The 21,907-nt window shown below is 67.7% G+C and carries 22 protein-coding genes and 1 tRNA gene; 10 read left to right on the top strand and 13 right to left on the bottom strand.

Features of this window, described 5'->3' with window-relative positions; translation table 11 throughout:
- Positions 1–51: 51 nt before the first annotated feature.
- Positions 52–303 carry a BolA family protein gene (locus tag OC184_RS01490; protein WP_265505410.1) on the bottom strand — a complete coding sequence of 84 codons (252 nt, stop codon included), beginning with the start codon at positions 301–303 and terminating at the stop codon, positions 52–54.
- A gap of 81 nt (positions 304–384) precedes the next feature.
- On the opposite strand from OC184_RS01490, the gene OC184_RS01485 reads away from it, so the two are divergent.
- The gene (locus OC184_RS01485; RefSeq protein ID WP_265505409.1) at positions 385–1,014 is read left to right on the top strand and encodes a J domain-containing protein; all 630 of its coding nucleotides are present in this window, start codon (positions 385–387) and stop codon (positions 1,012–1,014) included.
- A 63-nt stretch (positions 1,015–1,077) separates the two neighbouring features.
- Here the strand turns inward: OC184_RS01485 and lnt are convergent, their stop codons facing one another.
- Complete coding sequence (gene lnt, locus OC184_RS01480; protein ID WP_265505408.1) at positions 1,078–2,625, bottom strand: apolipoprotein N-acyltransferase; 1,548 nt, start codon at positions 2,623–2,625, stop codon at positions 1,078–1,080.
- On the bottom strand, positions 2,625–4,667 hold the full coding sequence (locus OC184_RS01475) for a DEAD/DEAH box helicase (RefSeq protein ID WP_407674384.1): 2,043 nt from the start codon (positions 4,665–4,667) through the stop codon (positions 2,625–2,627). Before OC184_RS01475 ends, lnt begins: the two co-directional genes overlap by 1 nt.
- 243 nt (positions 4,668–4,910) lie before the next feature.
- Here OC184_RS01475 and OC184_RS01470 point away from each other — a divergent pair, with 243 nt between their 5' ends.
- From OC184_RS01470 to OC184_RS01435, 8 genes are all read left to right on the top strand, one after another.
- Complete coding sequence (locus OC184_RS01470) at positions 4,911–6,800, top strand: cation:proton antiporter (RefSeq protein ID WP_265505407.1); 1,890 nt, start codon at positions 4,911–4,913, stop codon at positions 6,798–6,800.
- A gap of 67 nt (positions 6,801–6,867) precedes the next feature.
- Positions 6,868–8,610 carry an arginine--tRNA ligase gene (argS, locus tag OC184_RS01465; protein WP_265505405.1) on the top strand — a complete coding sequence of 581 codons (1,743 nt, stop codon included), beginning with the start codon at positions 6,868–6,870 and terminating at the stop codon, positions 8,608–8,610.
- A gap of 72 nt (positions 8,611–8,682) precedes the next feature.
- The gene (locus tag OC184_RS01460; RefSeq protein ID WP_265505404.1) at positions 8,683–9,834 is read left to right on the top strand and encodes an SPOR domain-containing protein; all 1,152 of its coding nucleotides are present in this window, start codon (positions 8,683–8,685) and stop codon (positions 9,832–9,834) included.
- 1 nt (position 9,835) lies between these two features.
- Entirely contained in the window at positions 9,836–10,813 is a 978-nt protein-coding gene (locus OC184_RS01455) for a glycoside hydrolase family 3 N-terminal domain-containing protein (protein WP_378925725.1), read from the top strand.
- 71 nt (positions 10,814–10,884) lie between these two features.
- Complete coding sequence (locus OC184_RS01450; protein ID WP_265505520.1) at positions 10,885–11,685, top strand: segregation and condensation protein A; 801 nt, start codon at positions 10,885–10,887, stop codon at positions 11,683–11,685.
- Positions 11,669–12,328 (top strand): SMC-Scp complex subunit ScpB, encoded by a 660-nt coding sequence (gene scpB / locus OC184_RS01445; RefSeq protein WP_265505402.1) that lies wholly within the window; start codon positions 11,669–11,671, stop codon positions 12,326–12,328. Before OC184_RS01450 ends, scpB begins: the two co-directional genes overlap by 17 nt.
- A gap of 15 nt (positions 12,329–12,343) precedes the next feature.
- Positions 12,344–12,526, top strand: a complete 183-nt coding sequence (locus tag OC184_RS01440; protein WP_265505400.1) for a hypothetical protein — start codon at positions 12,344–12,346, stop codon at positions 12,524–12,526.
- 41 nt (positions 12,527–12,567) lie between these two features.
- Positions 12,568–13,671, top strand: coding sequence for a THUMP domain-containing class I SAM-dependent RNA methyltransferase (locus tag OC184_RS01435; protein ID WP_265505398.1), 1,104 nt, complete (start codon positions 12,568–12,570; stop codon positions 13,669–13,671).
- Here OC184_RS01435 and OC184_RS01430 read toward each other — a convergent pair.
- The 7 genes from OC184_RS01430 to OC184_RS01400 form a co-directional block, all read right to left on the bottom strand.
- Complete coding sequence (locus tag OC184_RS01430) at positions 13,668–14,738, bottom strand: 2'-deoxycytidine 5'-triphosphate deaminase (RefSeq protein ID WP_265505397.1); 1,071 nt, start codon at positions 14,736–14,738, stop codon at positions 13,668–13,670. The genes OC184_RS01435 and OC184_RS01430 overlap by 4 nt on opposite strands.
- A gap of 66 nt (positions 14,739–14,804) precedes the next feature.
- Positions 14,805–14,882, bottom strand: a tRNA-Pro gene (locus OC184_RS01425).
- 79 nt (positions 14,883–14,961) lie between these two features.
- Entirely contained in the window at positions 14,962–15,726 is a 765-nt protein-coding gene (locus tag OC184_RS01420; RefSeq protein ID WP_265505396.1) for a MerR family transcriptional regulator, read from the bottom strand.
- A 15-nt stretch (positions 15,727–15,741) separates the two neighbouring features.
- Positions 15,742–16,044: an integration host factor subunit alpha gene (gene ihfA / locus OC184_RS01415; protein WP_265505395.1), complete on the bottom strand. Its 303-nt coding sequence runs from the start codon at positions 16,042–16,044 to the stop codon at positions 15,742–15,744.
- A gap of 109 nt (positions 16,045–16,153) precedes the next feature.
- Complete coding sequence (gene dctP / locus OC184_RS01410; RefSeq protein WP_265505394.1) at positions 16,154–17,239, bottom strand: TRAP transporter substrate-binding protein DctP; 1,086 nt, start codon at positions 17,237–17,239, stop codon at positions 16,154–16,156.
- 33 nt (positions 17,240–17,272) lie between these two features.
- On the bottom strand, positions 17,273–18,595 hold the full coding sequence (locus OC184_RS01405) for a TRAP transporter large permease (protein ID WP_265505393.1): 1,323 nt from the start codon (positions 18,593–18,595) through the stop codon (positions 17,273–17,275).
- Positions 18,585–19,097, bottom strand: a complete 513-nt coding sequence (locus tag OC184_RS01400) for a TRAP transporter small permease subunit (RefSeq protein ID WP_265505392.1) — start codon at positions 19,095–19,097, stop codon at positions 18,585–18,587. The genes OC184_RS01405 and OC184_RS01400 overlap by 11 nt, the downstream gene beginning before the upstream one ends.
- Positions 19,098–19,244: 147 nt before the next feature.
- Between OC184_RS01400 and OC184_RS01395 the strand changes: the two genes are divergently transcribed.
- The gene (locus tag OC184_RS01395) at positions 19,245–19,523 is read left to right on the top strand and encodes a DksA/TraR family C4-type zinc finger protein (protein WP_265505391.1); all 279 of its coding nucleotides are present in this window, start codon (positions 19,245–19,247) and stop codon (positions 19,521–19,523) included.
- 3 nt (positions 19,524–19,526) lie between these two features.
- Here the strand turns inward: OC184_RS01395 and OC184_RS01390 are convergent, their stop codons facing one another.
- Genes OC184_RS01390 through rpmF form a run of 3 tightly spaced genes read right to left on the bottom strand, consistent with a single transcriptional unit; the run spans position 19,527 to position 21,824 of the window.
- Positions 19,527–20,501 (bottom strand): beta-ketoacyl-ACP synthase III, encoded by a 975-nt coding sequence (locus tag OC184_RS01390; RefSeq protein WP_265505390.1) that lies wholly within the window; start codon positions 20,499–20,501, stop codon positions 19,527–19,529.
- A complete protein-coding gene (plsX, locus tag OC184_RS01385) occupies positions 20,498–21,574 on the bottom strand; it encodes a phosphate acyltransferase PlsX (protein WP_378925770.1) in 1,077 nt (358 codons plus the stop codon). Before plsX ends, OC184_RS01390 begins: the two co-directional genes overlap by 4 nt.
- 43 nt (positions 21,575–21,617) lie before the next feature.
- Entirely contained in the window at positions 21,618–21,824 is a 207-nt protein-coding gene (gene rpmF, locus OC184_RS01380) for a 50S ribosomal protein L32 (RefSeq protein ID WP_265505389.1), read from the bottom strand.
- Positions 21,825–21,907: the final 83 nt, after the last annotated feature.

The following is a 21,907-nucleotide window of genomic DNA, read 5'->3' as shown; positions in this document are numbered from 1 at the left end:
GGTGTCTTAGGGGGCCGGAAAGGGGGCGGCAAGGGTGACGGCGCTAACGCGTCAGCTTTCAGACAAATCCAGCGACAGAGCATGGATCTGCGGCACGATGTCGCCAAGCGTGGCATGGACCAGACGGTGCTGCTGCAGCCGCGACATCCCCTTGAACATGGGCGAGGCGATGCGGATATGGAAATGGCTCTCTCCGCCCTCACGAAAGCCTGCATGCCCGCGGTGGCTTTCGCTGTCGTCACGAATCTCCAGCGTGGTGGGGCGCAGGGCGGCCAGTCTAGTGCGCATCTTGTCGGCGATCATCCGGTCATCCTTTCGTCAAGGCCTTTCATGTGCCGCCAAATACCCTAAACTGCCGCCTCCGAGTCGCAAAGGTGCCCCTCCATGAGCAAGAACGACCCGTTCGGTTTCGACATTTCCGCCGCCAAGGACAAGAAGCGCAAGACCAAGGGGCGGCGCGGGATGTCCGGCGCCTTCGAGACATCGACCCGCATCTGCGAACGCGAGGGCTGCAACGAGCCCGGCCAGTACCGCGCACCCAAGAACCCTCGCAACCTTGATGACTATTTCTGGTTCTGCAAGGAACACGTGCGCGAATACAATGCGAACTGGAACTATTTCCAGGGCCAGTCCGAGGAAGAGTTCCAGCAGTTCATCGACAACGCCACGGTTTGGGAACGTCCGACCAAGCCCTTCGGCAAGTCGGCCCAGGAGGACAAGTGGGCCCGTCACGGGGTCAGCGACCCGCTGGAAATCCTGGGCGCAAACGGCACCGCGCCCGAGGCCCGCGCCCAGTCGGCGGCCCGCAAGCTGCCCCCGACCGAGCGTCGGGCGCTGGACATCCTCGAGGCGAAGGACAGCTGGACGCGCACGGAAATCCGCAAGCAGTACAAGTCGCTGGTCAAGGACCTGCATCCCGACATGAACGGCGGCGACCGGTCGGACGAGGATCGCCTGTCGGAGGTGGTCTGGGCCTGGGATCAGATCAAGGACAGCCGATTCATCCGCGATTGATCCGCTGGGACAAGGGCAAGGGGGCTGCCGCCCCCGTCGCTGCGCGACTCCCCGGCGGATATTTCAGGACCGACGCAGGACCGGGCGGCGTGCAAGACCGATGATCAGCAGGATCAGGGTCAGCGCTGTCACGACCGGAATGTTGCCCCAGCGCATCCACGGCGTCGGCGGCAGGGCGCTCGGCAGTCGCGCGTCGATCTTGCCCTGCGTGTTCAAATCAAGGCTGTCGCGGATCGTGCCGCGGGAATCGACGACCGCGCTGACGCCGGTATTGGCGGCACGGATCAGCGGCAGGCCCGTCTCGATCGCGCGCATTCGGGCCTGGGCAAGGTGCTGGTAGGGGCCAGAGATGCGCCCGAACCAGGCATCGTTGGTCGCCTGCAGGAGCCAGCCGGGCCGGTCGTCGAGGCCGCGGAGATGCTGTGGGAAGATCGCCTCGTAGCAGACCAGCGGCTGGAAATCAGGAACACCCGGCGCCGAGAGGATCGCCGGCCCCGGGCCGGCGGAATAGCCGTTCCCCTGCTGGGCGGCGAAGGCGCTTATCCCTACCCGCGACAGCGCATCCCCCCAGGGGATGTATTCGCCAAACGGGACGAGATGGAACTTGTCGTAGATCTGCCCGACCCGGCCGCCTTGCCCGATGACAGCCAAACTGTTGTAGAACCGGCTGCCATCGCGGCGCTGGATGCCCATGACCAGCGGGGCGCCCGCGGCGTCGGACATCGCAGGCAGCACGGCGCCGGCCTCGTCCAGAAGAAAGTTCACCGCGGTCTCGGGCCAGATGACCAGATCGCGGGGGCCGGGTTCGGCCGAAAGGTCGATGAGCCGCTGGAAGAAGACCTGCGACCATTCGGGGTCCCACTTCAGGTGCTGCGTGGCGTTGGGCTGGACAATCCGCAGCATGACGTCGGTGTCGGCGGGGCCGGGCGCGGCCAATCGTGACAGGCCCGCCGCCCAGGCCGCCCCAGTCACGAGCAGCGCCAAGGCCAGACCCGGCAGGATGGCGGCGACGCCGGTCGCGGCCCCGCGTCGCGCCAGGTGCGGCAGCAGCGCCAGCGCCATTGTCAGCGCCCCAAGCCCCGGCGCACCGAACCAGGCCGCCAGTTGGGCGACCGGAGTGTCGATCCAGGCATGGCCGATCAGCGCCCAGGGAAAGCCGGTGAAGATCCAGCCTCTCAGCCAGTCGGACAGGATCAGGGCGGCCGCGACGGCCAACAGGCGGCTGCGGCCCGAGGAAAAGCCGGCGGCGGCCCAGGACGGCAGCGCCCAGAAGAGTGCTCCGCCAAGGGCCATCAGCAGCAGGGCGAAGGGCGCCATCCAGCCATAGATTTCGGGCTCGACCAGGAAAGGCTCGACGATCCAGGACAGGGCCAGCGCGAACCAGCCGAAGCCGGCTGCCAGTGCGTGCCAGAAAACCGCCCCCGGACGGGCCGCCATCATGCGCCACAGAAGGATGGAGAATGCGACGGGGGTTATTGCCCAGAGTCCGAAAGGCGCAAGGCCCAAGGCCGCGATGGCCCCCAGTCCGGCGTCAGACAGAAGTCGGCGCAGGGGCGGGCGGCCCCTGCGCGTCAGTCGTGGCAGGTAGAGGCTTGAGCCGGCGCCAGCCATCACGCCTCGGCGTCGGCATCCCGCGTCTGTTCGGCGGCAGGCTCGGCCTCGGCCTTCTTGCGGCGGGTGCGCTTGGGTTTCTCGGCCGGCTCCTCGGCTGCGGCTTCGGGTTCGGCCTTCTTGCGGCGGGCGCGCGCGGGCTTAGGTGCCTCGGCTTCGGGGGCGGCGGCATCGTCGGCCTTCTTGCGGCGGGTGCGCTTGGGCTTCTCGGCCGTCTCCTCGGATGCCGCCTCGGGTTCGGGCTTCTTGCGGCGGGTGCGCGCTGGCTTGGGCGCTTCGGCTTCGGGAACCGCGTCGTCAGTCTTCTTGCGACGCGTGCGCTTGGGCTTCGACGCGACCTCGGCGGCGGTTTCTGCCGCTTCGGCGGCCGGAGCCTCGGCCTGGGCGGGCGTTTTTTCGACGATCACCGCTTCAGGCTGGCGCGCAACCTCGGGCGCGGCTTCGGCGGCGGGCGCCTCGGGCTTGCGCCGACCACGGGACCGGCGGCTGGCGGGCTTGGCTGCAGATTCCGCCGGCGCCGGCTGCGGTTGCGTTTCGGCCACAGGGTCGGCGGCGGGCTCTGATGACGCAAGCTCGGTGCGAAGCTCGACCAGCATGAACTGCGGGACGTGATCGCCCATGCCGACGATCGGCTGGCCACGGTCTTGGCCGCGGCCGTCCTGATCGCGCCCGCGCCGACCATCTCGGCGGTCGCCCCGACGATCATCGCGGCGCGGCTCTTCCCGGCGGGGTTCGGGCCGAGCTTCGGCGCGCGGACGCGCGGGTTCGGGCGCGGCTTCGGCGGCAACCTCGGGCCGGTCGTCGTCGCGGCGGCGGCGGCGGCTGCGGTCGCGCGAGCCGCCCTTGCGGCCTTCGCGTTCGGCCGGTGCGGCCTCGGACCCGGCGGCGGTGAAGCCGGCCGGCGCCTCGGCCCGCGGCAGCGAGGTCTTCAGCAGCCCTTCGATGGCTGTCAGATACTTCTCGTCCGAGGGGGTCGAGATGCTGACGGCGGTTCCCAGGCGACCCGCACGGCCCGTGCGGCCGATGCGGTGGACATAATCCTCGGCATGGCTGGGCAGGTCATAGTTGAAGACGTGGCTGACCGCCGGGATGTCGAGGCCCCGCGCCGCCACGTCGGACGCGATCAGCAGGCGCAGCTTGCCGTCGCGGAAGGATTCCAGCGTTCGGGTCCGCTGGCTCTGGTCCAGATCGCCGTGGATGGGGGCGGCGTCATAGCCATGTTTGGCCAGCGACTTGGCGACGATGTCAACGTCAGTCTTGCGGTTGCAGAAGACGATGGCGTTGGTCAGCCCCTCGCCCTCGGCGTCGATCAGGGCGCGCAGCAGGTCGCGCTTCTGCTTGGCAGCGGCGTCGCGACGGGCCGGCGCGATCTCGATCAGGCGCTGCGTGATCGTCTCGCTGGCGGTGGCCTGGCGGGCGACCTCGACCCGTTCGGGCGAATGGAGGAAGGTGTTGGTGATGCGCTCGATCTCGGGGGCCATGGTGGCGCTGAAGAACAGCGTCTGGCGCGTGAAGGGCGTCAGCTGGAAGATCCGCTCGATATCGGGGATGAAGCCCATGTCCAGCATGCGGTCAGCCTCGTCCACGACCATGATCTGCACGCCGGTCAGAAGCAGCTTGCCACGTTCGAAATGATCCAGCAGCCGGCCCGGCGTGGCGATCAGCACGTCCACGCCGCGGTCGATCAGCTTGTCCTGTTCGCCGAAGCTGACGCCGCCGATCAGCAGCGCCTTCGTCAGCCGGGTGTGCCTGGCATAGACGTCGAAGTTCTCGGCCACCTGGGCGGCCAGTTCGCGGGTCGGGCAGAGGACCAGCGACCGCGGCATCCGCGCACGCGCCCGGCCGCGACCCAGCAGGGTGATCATCGGCAGCGTGAAGCTGGCCGTCTTGCCCGTTCCGGTCTGAGCGATCCCCAGCACGTCGCGGCCTTCCAGCGCCGGCGGAATCGCGCCTTGCTGAATGGGCGTCGGGCTTTCGTAGCCGGCTTCGTGCACGGCCTGCAGCACCTTGGGGTCAAGCTTCAGATCAGCGAATTTCGTCATTCGGGGCTTTCCAATAAGCCGCGCCGGTTTCTGGCGCGATGCGTTCCATGCCGCGCGCGTCCTGCGCCTGGCGGCAAAGTTGGGACGCAGTCTTCGACGCCCCGCCTTCATGCCTGCCGGATGCAGGCCCGCGTTCCCTAAACGAAAGACGTTGCCACGTCAATCTTTTGCGTCGGCGGGCCTGATCGGAACCACTGGCCCCGGAACGCGCTTGTCAGCGACGGTGCAAGCGAAGGAGCCCGGATGGAAGGCGAAGTCATTCAGGGCCTGAGCCCGGTGCAGGTGGTGGCGCTGGTGGGTGTCCTTGGGGTGGGCGCGCAGTGGCTGGCTTGGCGGATGCGGCTGCCCGCCATCGTGCTGATGCTGGGCATCGGCCTGCTGGTCGGCCCCGTGCTGGGCTGGTTCCTGCCAGAGCGCGACCTTGGCCCGATCTATCGCCCGCTGATCGCCGTGGCGGTCGCCATCATCCTGTTCGAGGGCGGCCTGACCCTGGATTATGCCCGACTGCGCGACGCGCGCGCGCCGGTGCGGCGGCTGGTCTTCGTCGGCGCACCACTGGGCTGGGCGCTGTCCGCGCTGGTCCTGTGGCTGGCGGTCGGGCTGTCCTGGCAGTCGGCGGCGGTCTTTGGCGGCGTCATGGTGGTGACCGGCCCTACGGTGATTGCGCCCATGCTGCGCCAGGCTCGCCTGCGCACGCGCCCCGCACAGGTCCTGCAATGGGAGGCGATCCTGAACGACCCGATTGGCGTCCTGATCGCGGTTCTCGTGCTCGAGGTGGTGCTGGTCCTTGAAACCGGCGTCTCGGTCGGCGCGGCGGCCTGGCTGCTGGGCACCGGGATCGGCTTTGCGGCGGTGACGGGCTGGGTCGCGGGCAAGGGCATGGCGCTGGCCTTCGCCCGGGCCTGGGTGCCGGAATACATGAAGGTGCCGGTGCTGTTCGTCAGCGTCATCGCTGTCTTCGCGGCCACCGACAGCGTGCTGCATGAAACCGGCCTTCTGGCGGTGACGATCATGGGCATGATGCTGGCGAATGCCAAGCTGTCTTCCTATGTCGAGCTGCACCGTTTCAAGGAACATGCCACGGTCCTGCTGGTGTCGGGTGTCTTTGTTCTGATGGCCGCATCGATGGACTTCGCAACCCTGGGGCAGCTGACCTGGCGGGCCGCGCTGTTCGTGGTATTCACAGTGGCGCTGGCGCGTCCGCTGCAGGTGATGCTGCCGCTGATCGGCACGCAGCTGCCGATGAAGGAGCGCTGGCTGATCGCCCTGACGGGGCCGCGCGGCGTCGTCATGGTCGCGGTCTCGGGCCTCTTCGGGGCCAAGCTGGTCGAGGCGGGGATCGAGGACGGCGCGACGCTGGCGCCCCTGTCATTCATCATCGTGCTGGCGACCGTGATCATCCACGGCTTCACCCTGGCGCCCATGGCGCGGCGGCTTGGCCTGTCGGGACCCGAGCGTCCGGGCCTCTTGATCGTCGGCGGATCGCCATTCGCCGTGGCGCTGTCGCAGGCGCTTGAGAAAGCGGGCGTCGACACGCTGATCGCCGACACGAACCGCCAGCACCTGACGCCTGCCCGCAACGCCGGGCTTCAGACCTACTATGGCGACATCCTGGGCGAGGCCGCCGAGCATCAGGTCGAATTCATCGCCTATCCGGTCGTTCTGGCCGCGTCCGACAACGACGCCTACAACACCCTGGTCGCCACCGACCTGGGGCCGGACCTGGGCCGCGACGCCGTCTGGCAGATCAGCCGCGTGCGCGACCGCTCGCGCCATGCGTTGCCGGCGCAGCTGGGCGGACAGCGCCTGGCAGGCCGCCCCACCTTCGAGGCCGTGAACCAGCGCCTGGCCGAGGGCTGGACGCTGCGCAGCACGCGACTGTCCGAGGAATACGACATGGACGACTGGCAGGCCGAACGTCCCGGCGCCGAGCCCTTCGCAGTAGTCACCAAGGCGGGCGTGCTGCGCTTTGCCGGTCCCGACCAGCCGGTGACGGTGCAGGCCGGCGACTGGATCACGGCGTTCCTGCCGCCCGAACTTTCCGAACCCTCGGATGCGCCCGATCCGGAACTGGCGGCCGAGGCCGCCGATGTGGCACGCGAACGGCGCGAGAGGGGTGAAACTGGCAGCTGAGGGGGCTTTCGGTTGACCTCGGGCGACCTCTGGCGTTAACCCGCGGGGGTCAATCAGGAAGCTTCACATGAACCTTTTCACGGATCTCCGCGGCGTCGTCGTCGAGGCGCTGGATCAGATGGCCGCCGCGGGCGAACTGCCCGCAGGCCTGGACACCGCCAATGTTACGGTCGAGCCACCGCGCGATCCGGCGCATGGAGACATGGCCACCAACGCCGCGATGGTGCTGGCCAAGCCCGCCGGCATGAAGCCGCGCGACATCGCCGACAAGCTGGCCGCGCGCCTGACCGACCGGCGCATCGCCGCCGCCGAGGTCGCGGGGCCGGGCTTCCTGAACCTGCGGCTGTCGCCCGTCGTGTGGCAGGACATCGTCAAGGCGGCATTGAAGGCCGGGACGGAATTCGGACGCTCTGACCTGGGCGCGGGGCAGAAGGTCAACGTCGAATTCGTCAGCGCCAACCCCACCGGCCCGATGCATGTGGGCCATGTCCGCGGCGCGGTCTTCGGTGATGCCCTGGCGCGGCTTCTGGCCTTTTCCGGGCATGACGTGACGCGCGAATACTACATCAACGACGGCGGCGCGCAGGTCGACGTGCTGGCGCGGTCGGCCTATGAACGCTATCGCGAGGCCAACGGGCTGGAGCCCGAGATCCGCGAAGGGCTCTATCCGGGCGACTATCTGATCCCGGTCGGAGAGGCGTTGAAGGTCGAATATGGCGACAGCCTGCTGGACCGCCCCGAGGAGGAATGGCTGGCACCGATCCGCGAATTCGCCACGCAGGCGATGATGGCCGAGATCCGCGGCGACCTGGCCGCGCTCGGCGTGGAGATGGATGTCTATTCCAGCGAAAAGGCGCTTTACGGCACCGGCCGGATCGAAGCCGCGATCGAGCGTCTGCGCGGCATGGACCTGATCTATCGCGGTGTCCTGGAACCACCGAAGGGCAAGCTGCCCGAGGACTGGGAAGAGCGTGAGCAGCTGCTGTTCCGGTCGTCCGCCCATGGCGATGACGTCGACCGTCCGATCCAGAAGTCCGACGGGGCCTGGACCTATTTCGCACCCGACATCGCCTATCACTGGGACAAGATCGACCGCGGCTTCGATCAGCTAATCGACGTCTTCGGCGCTGACCACGGCGGCTATGTCAAGCGGATGCAGGCGGCGGTGAAGGCGCTGTCGAACAGCCGCGTGCCGCTGGACATCAAGCTGATCCAGCTGGTCAAGCTGTTCAAGAACGGCGAGCCGTTCAAGATGTCCAAGCGCGCCGGCACCTTCGTCACGCTGCGCGACGTGGTCGAGGAGGCGGGCGCCGATGTCACCCGCTTCATCATGCTTACGCGCAAGAACGATGCGGCGCTGGATTTCGACTTCGCCAAGGTGCTGGAGCAGTCGAAGGACAACCCCGTCTGGTATGTCCAGTACGCCAGCGCCCGCGTCCATTCCGTCCTGCGCCGCGCGTCCGAGGCGGGAATCGACGTGAGCGACGCCGCGCTGGCCGGGGCCGACCTGTCGGTCCTGTCGCACCCGGCGGAACTGGAACTGGCGCGCAAGGTCGCCGAATGGCCGCGTCTGGTCGAACATGCCGCCCGCGCCCATGAACCGCACCGGGTGGCCTTCTTCCTCTATGACATCGCGTCGGACCTGCATTCGCTGTGGAACCGCGGGAACGAGGACCTGTCGCTGCGCTTCATCCAGGATGGCGATCCGGCCACGTCGCAAGGAAAAATTGCGCTCGTCCGGGCTGTTGGCGTTGTGATTTCAAGCGGGCTTGGTATTCTTGGGGTCACGCCGGCGGAAGAGATGCGCTGATCAACAGCGCCACTGCCGGCCGTGGTTGAAGCAGGCAAAAGTGAACCCGGAACAACCGGCAGGCAGGCAGACATGGCAGTAATGGACTTCCGCGAAGGCGGCTATGTGTTCTCGCGTCACAAGGTGAAGCGCGAATTCTCGTATGACCAGGCGGGCTGGACCGACAGCCGCGACGCGGATCGCACCGGGCTGCGGCACGAGGCTGGCCCCGCGCCGGACAGCCTGTCGGCACGGCTGGCGCGGCTGACGCATTACGTGGGCGCCGTCGCCTCGGTCGCGCTGATGGTGGTGCTGCTCGCCTGGGGTTGGCAGCTGGTATCGCGGGACGTGTCCGCCGTCCCTGTCATCCGCGCGGTCGAAGGCGAGGCCCGAACCACGCCCGAAAACCCCGGCGGAGAGCTGACGAACCACACGGGCCTGGCCATCAACACCGTTGCTGGCGGCGAAGCCGCGGCGCCGATCGACCAGGTCGCCATCGCCCCCGCCGCCGTGGGGCTGGCCGAGGATGACGTCGCCATGGGCGAACTTGGCGCGACCGCGCACGAACCGGCGAACCCGTCGGAAACGCCGCTGACCTTCGCCGGAGATCCGGTGATGCCCCTTTCCGACAGCGAAGCCCGCGCCATGGCCGAGGCCGAGGCCGCCGCCGCTGCCGAACGCGCGCTGGCAGACGAGGCGGTCGATCAGGCCGCGATCATCGACGCGCCCGCGACCGAGGGCCCGGTGACCGAAGTCGTCACCGACGAGAATGGCCAGCCCGCCCAGGCCGCCGCCATCGCCGAGGCGCTGGCACAAGCCCAGGCTCAGGCCAACCCCGGCATCCTGGTCGCCTCGCCCCGCCCGGCTCCGCGCCCGCGCGTTGTGCAGGTTGCTGCAGCCTCCGCCGCCGCGCCGACACCCGCGCCGGCCGCCGCCGCCCCGGCACCTGCGCCTGCCTCAGCCCCAGCACCTGCGCCCGCTCCCGCCGCCAGCTCGGCCAGCGGACCGGTCGTGCAGGTTGGCGCCTTTGACAGCAATGACATCGCCCAAGGCGAATGGCAGCGCCTGTCGGGCCGCAACGGGTCGCTGTTTTCGGGAAAGGCACCGGTCATCCAGGAACACCAGTCGAACGGCCGCACCTTCTGGCGCCTGCGCGTGGCGGGCTTCGGTTCGATCAGCGAGGCGCGGCAGTTCTGTTCGGCGCTGCAATCCTCCGGAACCGACTGCCTGGCGCTCGGCGGCTGATGTGGCGGCGAATGCCACGATCCTGGGGGGGATCGGCGGGCTGACGCTGTCGCCCGACGAAGCCGCCTTCTTCCGCGATGCCGATCCATGGGGGTTCATCCTCTTCGGGCGCAACGTCGACAACCCGCAACAGCTCTTGCGCCTGACCTCGGACCTGCGCGATGCCGTCGGCCGAGAGGCGGTCATCACCGTCGACCAGGAGGGTGGACGCGTCCAGCGCCTGCGCGGCCAGCACTGGGCGGACTGGCCCGAGCCCCTGGACCAGGCACCGGCGGGTGCTCGGGCGATGTGGCTGCGCTATCACTTGATCGCGCAGGAACTGCGTGCGGTGGGCATCGATTCGAACTGCGCGCCGACGCTGGACGTCGCGCAGGCAGAGACCCACCCGTTCCTCCGCAGCCGCTGCCTTGGCATGGATCCGGCGACGGTCGCCGAACTGGGTCGTGCCGCCGCCGATGGCATGCTGGCGGCGGGCGTCCTTCCCGTGATGAAGCACATGCCGGGTCACGGCCGCGCCGTGGCCGACAGCCACCACGATCTGCCCGTGGTCGATGCGCCAGAAGAGGAGCTGGAGCGTGACTTCGCGCCGTTCCGGGCGCTGAACGACCTGCCGATGGGAATGACGGCCCACATCCGCTTCACGGCGCTGGACGGTGCGCCGGCGACGGCCTCTGCCCGCATGATCGGCCTGATCCGCGACCGGATCGGGTTCGACGGGCTGTTGATGACGGACGATATCACCATGAACGCCCTGTCGGGGACTGAACCCGAGCGTGCCGCCGCGGCCATCTCTGCCGGTTGCGACCTGGTGCTGCACTGCAACGGCACGGTGGCGCAGATGCAGCCCGTGGTCGCCGCCGCGGCCGCGATGTCGCCCGAGGCCTGCCGCCGGGCCGATGCGGCGCTGGCGCTCCGCTGCCCAATCCAGGCGACCGACATCACCGCTCTGACGGCCGAGCTTCGCGCGCTGCTGACTTGACACGGGAACGCCGCGGCAGAACCCTTGGGCGAAGCAAGGAGCGCCGCTTGGCCAGACCCGACGTGCCCTACCTGACCCCTGTTTCACGGGACGGACTTGATGCCGACCAAGTCGCGCAGCGCCGCGCCGAGGAGGCGCTGATCGTCGATGTCGACGGCTATGAAGGCCCCTTGGACCTGCTGCTGACGCTGGCTCGCACGCAGAAGGTCGACCTGCTGAAGATCCGCGTGCTGGACCTCGCGGAGCAGTACCTGGATTTCGTCGAACGCGCCCGCGCCCTGCGGATCGAACTGGCGGCCGATTACCTGGTCATGGCGGCCTGGCTAGCCTTCCTGAAATCCCGGCTGCTGTTGCCCCCGGACCCCGAAGCCGAAGGCCCCTCGGCCGAGGACATGGCCCAGCACCTCGCCTTTCAGCTAGAGCGTCTGGCCGCCATGCGCCGTGTGGCCGCGCAACTGATGGGCCGCGACCGGCTGGGGCAATCGCGTTTCCCGCGTGGCGCGCCCGAAACCGTCGCCAGGACTCGGCGGACCCAGTGGCAGGCGGGCCTGATTGACCTGATGCGCGCCTATGCGCGTTTGAAGACGAAGGACGAATTTCGCCCGTACGCGTTTGACCGCCATGACGTCTTCACGATGGAACAGGCGCTGGAGCGGCTGCGGCGCCTGATCGGCTTCACCGGCGAGTGGACCGATCTGTCGGTCTTCCTGCCCGAGGGCTGGGCCGGCGATCCCAAGCGCCGCCGCAGCGCAACTGCCGCGACCTTCGCGGCCTCGCTGGAGCTTGCACGGCAGGGCCGGCTGGAGATACGGCAGGCCGACACCTTCGCGCCCATCAGCTATCGGCACAGACCCCATGACGACCGCGCCTGACTTTCCGCCCCCGCCCATGCCCCAGCAGGAACGCATGGTCGAGGCGATCCTGTTCGCCAGCGCCCAGCCCATGACTGTGCGCGACCTCGCCGCCCGCCTGCCGTATGGCTGCGACCCGGCCGAGGCGCTGGCGGGCCTTCGCCGCGCGTATCAGGGTCGCGGCGTGGTGCTGGAGCGGATCGGCGACGGCCACGCCTTTCGCACCGCCCCGGACCTTTCGTTCCTGATGCAAACGGAGACCGTCGAGAGCCGCCGCCTGTCCCGTGCGGCGGTCGAAACGCTGGCGATCATCGCCTATCACCAGCCGGTCACCCGCGCCGAGATCGAAGAGATCCGCGGCGTCGCCGTCAGCCGCGGCACGCTGGACCAGCTGATCGAGATGGAGTGGGTGCGCGTGGGGCGGCGGCGGATGACGCCCGGCCGCCCGGCGACCTATGTCGTCACCGAGACGTTCCTCGACCACTTCGGCCTTGAATCAGCGCGCGACCTGCCGGGACTGGCCGAACTGCGGGCCGCTGGCCTGCTTGAATCGCGGCCGCCGGCCGAGGGGCTGGGCCTGCCCCTTGCAGGCACGGGGGACGCCCCCGATATCGAGGAGGACGAGCCGGATCATCCGGCCGAGGACCTCTTCGAGGAGGAGTGAAAGGCGCCGATGAATATGAACCAGCTGTTCAACATGTTCACCCGTCTGATCGCGCGCCGCGCGATGAACTGGGGGATCAACAAGGGCATGGATACCCTGTCCGGCAAGAAGCCGGGACAGCGGGGCCAGCGCCGGGACAAGCAGACCCGAGATCTGGCCCGCAAGATGCGCACGCTGAGCCGCCTGACCCGCCGCTGACGCCCCTCGCCATTCCCGGCGGCACAGGCTAGGGCTGCAGGATGAGCGATACCGAATTCGACATCTTCCTCGTCGCTACGCCGGGCCTCGAGGCGCCGCTGGCGGCCGAGGCCGCGGCCCTGGGTTGGCATGGCGTGATCCAGCCCGGAGGCGTCACCATCCGCGGCACCTGGCCAGACGTCTGGCGCGCCAACCTGATGCTGCGCGGCGCGACGCGGGTGCTGGCGCGCATCGGCGGATTCCGCGCGATGCACCTGGCGCAGCTGGACAAGCGGGCGCGCAAGTTTCCATGGGCTGACCTGCTGCGCCCCGACGTGCCGGTGAAGGTGGAAACGGTCTGCCGCGCCTCGAAGATCTATCACGCGGGCGCGGCCACGCAGCGGATCGAGCGCGCCATCTCGGAGGAACTGGGCGCACCCATCGCGGCCGATGCCCCGGTGACTCTCAAGGCGCGGATCGAGGATGACTTGGTCACCTTCAGCATCGACACGACCGGCGGGTCGCTGCACAAGCGCGGCCACAAGGAGGCCGTCGCCAAGGCCCCCCTGCGCGAGACCATGGCCGCGATGTTCCTGGCCGAGATGGGCTTCGACGGCAGCCAGACCGTGCTGGATCCGATGTGCGGCTCGGGTACCTTCGTCATTGAGGCTGCCGAGATCGCTTTGGGATTGGTCGCCGGACGCAGCCGCGGGTTCGCGTTCCAGAAGCTGGCGAATCACGACCCCGCGACCATCGCCCGCCTGGTATCCGCGACGCGCCGCGACACCCCAACCCGCTTCTTCGGTAGCGACAGGGACCCTGGCGCCGTCAGGATGAGCCGCGCCAATGCGGACCGCGCCGGCGTCGGGCAGATCGCCAGTTTCGATGTCGGCCAGATCGCCGACCTGCAACGACCCGACTGCCCCCGCGGCATCGTCATCCTGAACCCGCCCTATGGCACCAGGATCGGCAACAAGGGGCCGCTGTTCGGCCTGCACGCACAGATGGGCGAGGTGTTCCGCACCCGCTTTCACGGCTGGCGTATCGGCATCGTGACCAGCGAGGCGGGGCTGGCGAAGGCGACCGGGCTACCCTGGCAGGCGCCGGGGCCGATCGTGGCGCATGGCGGTCTGAAGGTCCGCCTGTGGCAGACCGGCCCGCTCTAGCGGAACTGCTTGGCGAGCTTGAGGCCCTGACCCTGATAGTTGGACTTGATGCCCTCGCCATAGAGGCGGTCGGGACGGGCGGCCATGCGTTCATAGACGAGGCGCCCGACGACCTGTCCATGTTCCAGCACGAAGGGCGCTTCATGGCAGCGAACCTCAAGAACGCCGCGCGCGCCGGTGCCTTCCTGTCCGATGCCGAAGCCAGGGTCGAAGAAGCCTGCGTAATGGACGCGGAATTCGCCCACCATGGCCAGATATGGCGCCATCTCGGCCGCGTAATCGGCGGGAATCGCAACCGATTCGCGGCTGACGAGGATGTAGAACGCGCCAGGGTCGAGGATCAGCCTGCCATCGGTCGTGTGAAGCTCGTCCCAGAAGTCGCGGGCCGAATAAGCGCCGATGCGGTCGAGGTCGATGACCCCGCTGTGCGGACGCGCGCGGTATCCGACCAGATCGCCCGCGGATGGCCGCAGATCGACGGAAAAGCCCAGCCCCTGGTCGATTAGCACGGGGCCGCCGCCGACAAGGGGTTCCTGGTCGTTCAGGGCGACCAGCTCACCATCAGTCAGCACCGCCTGGCCCCGGCGCAGGCGCAGCTGGTTCAGCCGCATGCCGGGGCGCACCAGCACCGAAAAGCTGCGCGGGCAGATCTCGGCATAGAGCGGGCCGTCATAGCCCTCTGGCAGGCGGTCGAACTCGGTCCCGTCGTCGGTGACCAGCCGCGTCAGCAGGTCCAGCCGGCCAGTCGAGGATTTCGCGTTCGCCACGGCTGACAGTCCGAAGGGCAGGGCGATGCCTTCCTGCAGCGGCACAAGATAAACGCAACCTCGTTCCAGGACCGCGCCGGCGGTCAGGTCCATCTGGTGCATCTGAAAGTCCGCCAGACGATCGACGATGCGCCGTCCGCGCCCGGCCAGAAAGCTGGCTCGCAGGCGATAGGCCGTCGCCCCAAGTCGCAGGTCGAGCGAGGCCGGCTGGATCTGTTCGGCCAGGATCGGGGCATCCGACCGGATCGCGCCCGTCCCGATCAGCTTGCGGATCTCGCTGTCGGGCAGAACACCGTTCATCCTGGACTCTCTCGGCTGCAGATAAGGGAAACGCCCATCCCCGCAAGAGGACAGGCGTTTTCGGAATGGTCGGGCCGGAGAGATTCGAACTCTCGGCCTTCCGCCCCCCAGACGGACGCGCTAACCAGGCTGCGCCACGGCCCGACGCGCACCGTATAGAGCGATCCAGCAGGCCGGCACAAGGGCCAGAATGCGGAAATCTGCGCCGAATGTCGCGAAGCCGTCACGAAAGTCGAAGCATCGCCTGAAGAAGCCGGAAGCCTTGCGCCTGCACCGCATCCGGCGCCAAAGTATGGACCTGCTGCAGGCGACGCGCCAGATGTGTCAGACGGTGCAGCCAAAGCGCCGGTGCCTGATCCGAGGCCTGGGCAAGCAGATCCGAACTCCCATTCGGGGGATTTTTCTGCAGCACCGTTCCGGCGTCCGGTTTGGACGACAGGTCTGACGCAGATGCGTCGACCGGGGCGGCTGTCACAGGCATGGCGGCCGGTTCGCCAGCCGTCAGCGAGGGGTCAGCGGCATGAAAAACCGGCGCCTGCACCACGCCTGGTTCCTGAACCTCCGACCGGGCGCCTGCCTCGGCGGCGCTCAGGGGCATCAGGTGGTCGGAAAGTGCAGTTGCAGGTTCGTCCTGAAATACACCCTCGCCGCCAGACGCGAGATTGTCGGGCATTGTGGCGATTTCAGCCGGTATGTCCGCCGCCAGACTGGAAAGACGCGCAAGCCCGCGGGCGCGCACGGCCTCTCCGCGGTCGGGGGCCAGCGCCATGCGGGCGCCGCGGATGGTCAGGCCCTCGTCCCGCAGCAGCTCGACCAGCCCGGCGGCCAGGGCCAGGTCGGCCGGTCGATAGTAGCGGCGCCCGTCGGGGCGTTTCATCGGCCGCAGCAGCGGGAACTGCGTTTCCCAATACCGCAGGACATGGGGCGCGACGCCGATCAGCTTGGCGACCTCACCGATCGACCGAAATGCCTCGCTGCCCTTTGCCATCCTGCCCGGGTGATCCTATCGCTTGTTGCCTGCGGCCACGCGATCCTTCATCAGATGCGACGGACGGAACGACAGGACGCGGCGGGGGGTGATCGGCACCTCTTCCCCGGTCTTGGGATTGCGGCCGATCCGTTCGTTCTTGTCCCTGACCGAGAAGGTCCCGAAGGACGAGATCTTGACCTGCTCGCCCCGCACCAGCGCGTCGGAGATGTGCCCCAGCACGCTTTCGACCAGCTGCGCCGATTCGTGGCGCGACAGGCCGACGTCGCGGAACACCGCCTCGGCCAAGTCCATCCGGGTCAAGGTCTTGTCGCCCATGGTCGTCCTCTTGATTACGGGAAGGATGGTTGTCTTTGCAGTCCCTGTCAACGAGGCGGGCGGGGAAATCGTTCCCCGCCCGTGACTTGTCCGTTCCGTCAGCCGGATGTCAGTTGGCGCATTCCTGGATCGCCGCCAGGTCGGGGCCATTCGGCGTCCGGCCCAGATTGAACGGCGCCGAGGCATCGCGCCAGGTCGAATAATCCTGCAGATAGCTCAGCTGGCTGGCATAGACCTTGGCCGACAGCGGGTTTTCGCAGGCGACCTCGGTGATCGTCTCGTTGGCCAGCTGCTGCACCTGCTCCAGCGCGGCGTCGTCCAGGCGGGTGATCTCGGTACCGGCCTCTTGGAACTGGCCATAGGCCTCGGTCGCGCGCTTCTCGGTGAAGGACAGGCTCCAGAGCATGGTGGCATCGGCGGCGATCTTCAGCCGCTCTTGCGTTTCCTCGTCCAGCGCATCCCAGGCGGCCTTGTTGATCATCACGCCGAAGACCGACGACGACTGGTGCCAACCGGGCGTGGACCAGAAATCCGTCACCTGCTGGAAGCCGCCCGAATAGTCCACGTTGGGCGTCGAGAACTCGGCCCCGTCGATCACGCCGCGTTCCAGAGACTGATAGATCTCTCCGCCGGCCATGCTGACCTGGTTGCCGCCCAGCTTTTCCAGCAGCTTGCCCTGCTCCAGCCCCGACAGGCGCAGGCGAAGGCCCTGCAGGTCCTCCAGCGTGCGGATCGGCTGGCTGACGGTGCGGAAGCCTGACTCGTTGTTAGTTACGCCATAGGGCAGGTAGACCATGCCGAACTTGCCGTAGACCTCGTTATAGAGCTCTTCTCCGCCCCATTCCTGGATCCAGTTCACATAGTCGACCGCGTTGAAGAGGCTGGCCGTCGTCGCCAGGGGCGAAAAAGCACTGTCGCGGCCCGCCCAGTATCCCGGCCAGTCGGCGCCGGCCTGGATGGTGCCCGATTCGACGGCGCCGAAGACCTCGCCCGCGGGGACCAGGGCGCCGCCCTCGTAGAATTCGATGGTCAGCTTGTCGTCGTCGACCAGCTTGTTGGCCAGATCGACCCAATGCTTGTCGATCTCGATCAGCTCCAGGCTGGATGGCCAGGTGGTGGTCATCGTCCAGTTTTCGGACAGGGCCGGGGTGGCGGCGGCCATAGCCAGCGTGGCAGCGGTCATCAAATGTTTCATCAAGGTCTCCTCCGTTGGTGAAAGCGGCTTGGGTCAGCCATAGAGCGTGATGGGCAGCCAGGTGACCAGCGCCGGGAACAGGATCATCAGCACGCACATCAGAAGCACCAGCCCGATGAAGGGCAGAACGCCGACGATGATGTCGCTCGTGGTGACGTCGGGGGGTGCGATCGCCCGCATGTAGAAGAGCGCATATCCGAAGGGCGGCGACAGGAAGCTGGTCTGCAGCACCACCGCCATCAGGACGACGAACCACAAGGGGTCGATCCCCATCTCTCCGACCAGTGGCAGGAAGATCGGGAAGGACAGCAGCACGATGCCGGTCCAGTCGAGGAACATCCCCAAGATGAACACGACCAGCAGCATGACGGCGATCAGCGTATAGGGATCGTCGGCCAGCCCCCGGATCAGGTCTTGGCTGGCGCGCAGCCCGCCGGTGATGTTGAAGACGCCGGTAAAGGCGGTGGCGCCGACGACGATGAAGAGGATCATCGCGCTGGTGCGCCCGGTTTCGAGCAGCGCCGAATAGAAGGTCGCCCACTGGAAGCGGCCGCGCGCGATGACGATCAGCAGGGCCAGCACCGCACCGATGGCGCTGGCTTCGGTCGCGGTGGCCACGCCGGCCAGCAGCGTGCCTAGGATGCCCAGGATCAGGATCAGCGGCGGCACGGCCTCGACAATCAGCATCCGCCACAGGGCGCCGCGGCTGATCTTTTCTTCCTCGGCGACCTTGGGCGCCCAGTCCGGCTTCAGCCAGGCGATGGCGGTGACATAGAGCGCATACATGACCCCCAGCAGCAGTCCGGGGATCATCGCTCCTGCAAACAACTGGCCCACCGACAGACCCGGCGCATAGGACGCCATCAGGATCAGCATGATCGAGGGCGGGATCAGGATGCCAAGGCAGCCCGATGCGCCGATCAACCCCGTGGCCAGTCTCTTGTCATAGCCGTATTGCAGCATCGGGCGCAGGGCCATCATGCCCATCACGGTGATCGACGCCCCGATGATGCCCGTCGTCGCCGCCAGCAGGATCGAGATGAAGACGACGGCCAGTCCCAGCCCGCCGGTGACGCGGGCCATCAGGTGGCGCAGCGCCTCGAACATGCGGTCGGTGACGCCGCTGTCCGACAGGAACCGCGCCATCAGCACGAACAGTGGGATGGCGATCAGGACATAATTGTCCAGCACGTCGCCGAAGATCCGGTTGATGACGATGCCCAGCACCATCGGCTTGCCGGCAATGAAGGCGCCCAGCACGGCCGTTCCGCCCAGGACGAATGCCAGCGGGTGACCCATGAACAGGCCCAGCACCAGAAGGCCCGACATGACGAGGGCAATCGTTTCACCCGACATCGCGCGGCTCCAGATGGTCGGCCCGGTTCAGGGCAAGTTTCAGCACCTCGCTGATCCCCTGGATCAGCAGCAGGCAGGCAGCGGCGAACATCGACATCTTCAGCGGATAGACCGGAAGCTGCACGGCGCCGTAGGTCAGCTCTCCCTGGTTCCACGAGGTCATCGCGAAATCCCAGCTGCGCCGCGCGAAGATCCAGGCGAAGGGAAAGAAGAAGATCAGGTATCCCGCGATCTCGACCCAACGGCGCAGGCCCGGCCCCATGCGGGCGGTCAGCAGGTCGACGCGCACATGCGACTGGTGGCGCAGCGCATAGCCGCCCAGCATCACGAAATAGAACCCGTAAAGCTGCTTGGTGACATCAAAGGCCCACCGCGTGGGTTGGCCCAGCACATAGCGCATGAATACGTCATAGATGATGATCGCGGCAAAGATGAGCGCGACGACGGACACAATGCGGCCGACGACCTCATTGATGCCGTCGATCAGACGGACGATCGGCAAGATTTCAGCCCTCCCAAGGCGGCAGGGGGCTGTCGCCGCGCCTGCATTGCCGGCAGTCTTTCCGCTGGCCGCGATGCTGTCAACCGGTCCGGAATTGCATTTCGGTCCAGCCGCGCCCATCTTGTTCAGATATATAGGAGAAGACGCATGGCCGGCGGATGGGCCCGCGACGACGCGGTAAATGAACAGATCGAGATCAGCACGGCCGAGGCCGTCGCCCGGGCACGCGAGGCTGCGGCCCGGCGTGCCGCACAGGGCGACAGCGCCACCCATTGCGCCGAATGCGATGAACCCATTCCCGAGGCGCGCCGGCTGGCGCAGCCGGGGGTCAAGCTGTGCGTGGATTGTCAGTCGGGGCACGACCGGACGCGGCGTCCCGCTGGCGGGATGAACCGCCGCGCCAGCAAGGATGCGCTGCTGAAGTGACGCCTACCAGCGCAGGACGACCGAACCCCAGCTGAGGCCGCCGCCGATCGCCTCGGTCACCAGAAGCTGGCCGGGCTGGAAGCGTCCGGCGGTATCGGCCACCGACAACGCCAGCGGGATCGACGCGGCCGAGGTGTTGCCGTGATCGGCGACGGTCAGAACGACCTTCTCCAGCGGCAGGCCCATCTTCTGGGCGGTCGCGGTGATGATCCGCATGTTGGCCTGGTGCGGCACCAGCCAGTCCACGTCCGCGCCCGTCAGCCCGGCCTTGTCCAGGGCGGTATGCGCGGTTTTGGCCAGCTTTTCCACTGCATGGCGGAAGACGAGGTTGCCCTGCATCCGCAGCTGGCCTGTCGTGCCGGTGGCCGACACGCCGCCATCAACATAGAGCAGTTCGCGATAGGTGCCGTCGCTGTTCAGGTCGCTGGAGAGGATGCCGCGGTCGTCTGACGTGCCGGCGCCGTTCTGCGCCTCGACCACCACGGCGCCGGCGCCGTCGCCGAACAGCACGCAGGTGCCGCGGTCCGTCCAGTCCATGATGCGAGAGAACGTCTCGGCCCCGATGACCAACACGCGATCCGCTTGGCCCGAGCGGATCATGCCGTCAGCATTGGCCAGTGCGAAGACGAAGCCGGCGCAGACCGCCTGCACGTCGAAGGCGAAGCCGCGCCGCATGCCCAGCCCCGCCTGAACCATCGTCGCGACGGCCGGGAAGGTGAAGTCCGGGGTCGAGGTCGCCAGCACGATCCCGTCGATGTCGTCGGCCGTCATGCCGGCGCGGTCGAGCGCCGCGCGGGCGGCGCGGATCGCCAGGTCGCTGGTGGTCTGGCCCTCAGCCGCGAAATGCCTGCGCTCGATCCCGGTGCGGGTCCGGATCCATTCGTCGGTCGTGTCCAGCCGGCCCTCGAACCAACTGTTCTCGACGACGCGTTCCGGCAGATAATGGCCGGTGCCGCGGATGACGGCACGGCGGGTCAAGACGATGCCTCGGTGCCGGTCGGGGCGGCGGCGCTTTGCGCCACGCGGGCGGCAAGGCGATCCTGGAAGCCCGACTTGGCCAAGGTGAAGGCCAGCTTGATCGCGGCCGAGACGCCGGTGGCGTCGGCCGAGCCGTGCGATTTCACCACGGTGCCGTTCAGCCCAAGGAAGATGCCGCCGTTCACGCGGCGCGGGTCGATACGCTTTTGCAGGCGCTTCAGCGAGGTCATGGCCAGGACGGCCGCAAATTTCGACATGATGGAGTTCGAGAAGGCGTCCTTGAGGAAATCTCCGACCAGCTTGGCCGTCCCCTCGCCGGTCTTCAAGGCCACGTTGCCGGTAAATCCGTCGGTGACGATCACATCGACGCGCGACGACGGCAGGTCGCCGCCCTCGACGAAGCCGACATAAGTGAAGCTGTCGGTGGCGGCGGCCTCGATCATATCGTGGGCCTGCCTCAGCTCGGCCCGGCCCTTGTGTTCCTCGGTCCCGACGTTCAGGAGACCGACGCGCGGCATCTTCACGCCCAGCCCGTTGCGGGCATAGGAGGCGCCCATCAACGCATATTGCAGCAGGTCATGCGCATCGGCGCGGATGTCCGCGCCCACGTCCAGCATGATGTTGAACCCTTGGGGGTTGCGCGAGGGCCACAGGCAGGCGATGGCGGGACGATTCACGCCCGGCAGCTTGCGCAGGCGCAGCATCGACAGCGCCATCAGCGCACCGGTGTTGCCGCAGGACACGGCGACCGATGCCTCACCCTGCTTGACCGATTCGATGGCCGACCACATCGAGCTTCCCTCGCCCTTGCGAACGACCTGGCTCGGCTTGTCGTGCATCGTTACGACACCTGCGGCATGGCGGATGTCGCAGCGGCCCTGCAGCACCTTGCGGCGCGCGATCAGCCCCGACAGCTCGGTCTCGTCGCCGTGGACGATGAAGCGGATCTCGGGGTTCTTCTCGGCGCTTTCGGCCATGCCGGCGACCACGACCGCGGGACCGCGATCGCCGCCCATGGCGTCAACCGATATCACCACGCTTCCCCCTGTTGCGGAGGCGCGCGGTGCCGGCATGGTCGCGGTATCGACGGTCATCAGGGGACGCTGCAAGCCTGGATCAGGCCGCGTCGTCGTCCAGGTCGATCTCGTTCGCCTGCGCGATCACTTCGCGGTCGGCATAGTGGCCGCAGGACGGGCAGACGTGGTGCGGACGCTTGAGTTCGCCGCAGTTCGAGCATTCATTCGGATTGCCGGCCACCAGCGAGTCATGCGCGCGACGCATGTTGCGCTTGGAGCGGGTTACGCGATTCTGAGGGACAGCCATGTCACCACCTCGGTTGTCAGGGTGCTGCGCCTTGACGCGAGGGCACCGGAGATTTGAATTCGTAAATGAACCGCGCAGATACG

Origin of the sequence: Paracoccus rhizosphaerae, assembly GCF_026162645.1 — a bacterium.
Taxonomy (GTDB): Bacteria; Pseudomonadota; Alphaproteobacteria; order Rhodobacterales; family Rhodobacteraceae; genus Paracoccus; species Paracoccus rhizosphaerae.
Note: the sequence above shows the minus strand (reverse complement) of the source record. Positions and strands in the feature narration are given on the sequence as shown.

Excerpts from the sequence above, each read along its gene's own strand:
- OC184_RS01490 (WP_265505410.1), bottom strand. The coding sequence starts at position 303 with ATGATCGCCGACAAGATGCGCACTAGACTGGCCGCCCTGCGCCCCACC.
- OC184_RS01485 (WP_265505409.1), top strand. The coding sequence starts at position 385 with ATGAGCAAGAACGACCCGTTCGGTTTCGACATTTCCGCCGCCAAGGAC.
- lnt (WP_265505408.1), bottom strand. The coding sequence starts at position 2,625 with ATGGCTGGCGCCGGCTCAAGCCTCTACCTGCCACGACTGACGCGCAGG.
- OC184_RS01475 (WP_407674384.1), bottom strand. The coding sequence starts at position 4,667 with ATGACGAAATTCGCTGATCTGAAGCTTGACCCCAAGGTGCTGCAGGCC.
- OC184_RS01470 (WP_265505407.1), top strand. The coding sequence starts at position 4,911 with ATGGAAGGCGAAGTCATTCAGGGCCTGAGCCCGGTGCAGGTGGTGGCG.
- argS (WP_265505405.1), top strand. The coding sequence starts at position 6,868 with ATGAACCTTTTCACGGATCTCCGCGGCGTCGTCGTCGAGGCGCTGGAT.
- OC184_RS01460 (WP_265505404.1), top strand. The coding sequence starts at position 8,683 with ATGGCAGTAATGGACTTCCGCGAAGGCGGCTATGTGTTCTCGCGTCAC.
- scpB (WP_265505402.1), top strand. The coding sequence starts at position 11,669 with ATGACGACCGCGCCTGACTTTCCGCCCCCGCCCATGCCCCAGCAGGAA.
- OC184_RS01440 (WP_265505400.1), top strand. The coding sequence starts at position 12,344 with ATGAACCAGCTGTTCAACATGTTCACCCGTCTGATCGCGCGCCGCGCG.
- OC184_RS01435 (WP_265505398.1), top strand. The coding sequence starts at position 12,568 with ATGAGCGATACCGAATTCGACATCTTCCTCGTCGCTACGCCGGGCCTC.
- OC184_RS01430 (WP_265505397.1), bottom strand. The coding sequence starts at position 14,738 with ATGAACGGTGTTCTGCCCGACAGCGAGATCCGCAAGCTGATCGGGACG.
- OC184_RS01420 (WP_265505396.1), bottom strand. The coding sequence starts at position 15,726 with ATGGCAAAGGGCAGCGAGGCATTTCGGTCGATCGGTGAGGTCGCCAAG.
- ihfA (WP_265505395.1), bottom strand. The coding sequence starts at position 16,044 with ATGGGCGACAAGACCTTGACCCGGATGGACTTGGCCGAGGCGGTGTTC.
- dctP (WP_265505394.1), bottom strand. The coding sequence starts at position 17,239 with ATGAAACATTTGATGACCGCTGCCACGCTGGCTATGGCCGCCGCCACC.
- OC184_RS01405 (WP_265505393.1), bottom strand. The coding sequence starts at position 18,595 with ATGTCGGGTGAAACGATTGCCCTCGTCATGTCGGGCCTTCTGGTGCTG.
- OC184_RS01395 (WP_265505391.1), top strand. The coding sequence starts at position 19,245 with ATGGCCGGCGGATGGGCCCGCGACGACGCGGTAAATGAACAGATCGAG.
- plsX (WP_378925770.1), bottom strand. The coding sequence starts at position 21,574 with ATGCCGGCACCGCGCGCCTCCGCAACAGGGGGAAGCGTGGTGATATCG.
- rpmF (WP_265505389.1), bottom strand. The coding sequence starts at position 21,824 with ATGGCTGTCCCTCAGAATCGCGTAACCCGCTCCAAGCGCAACATGCGT.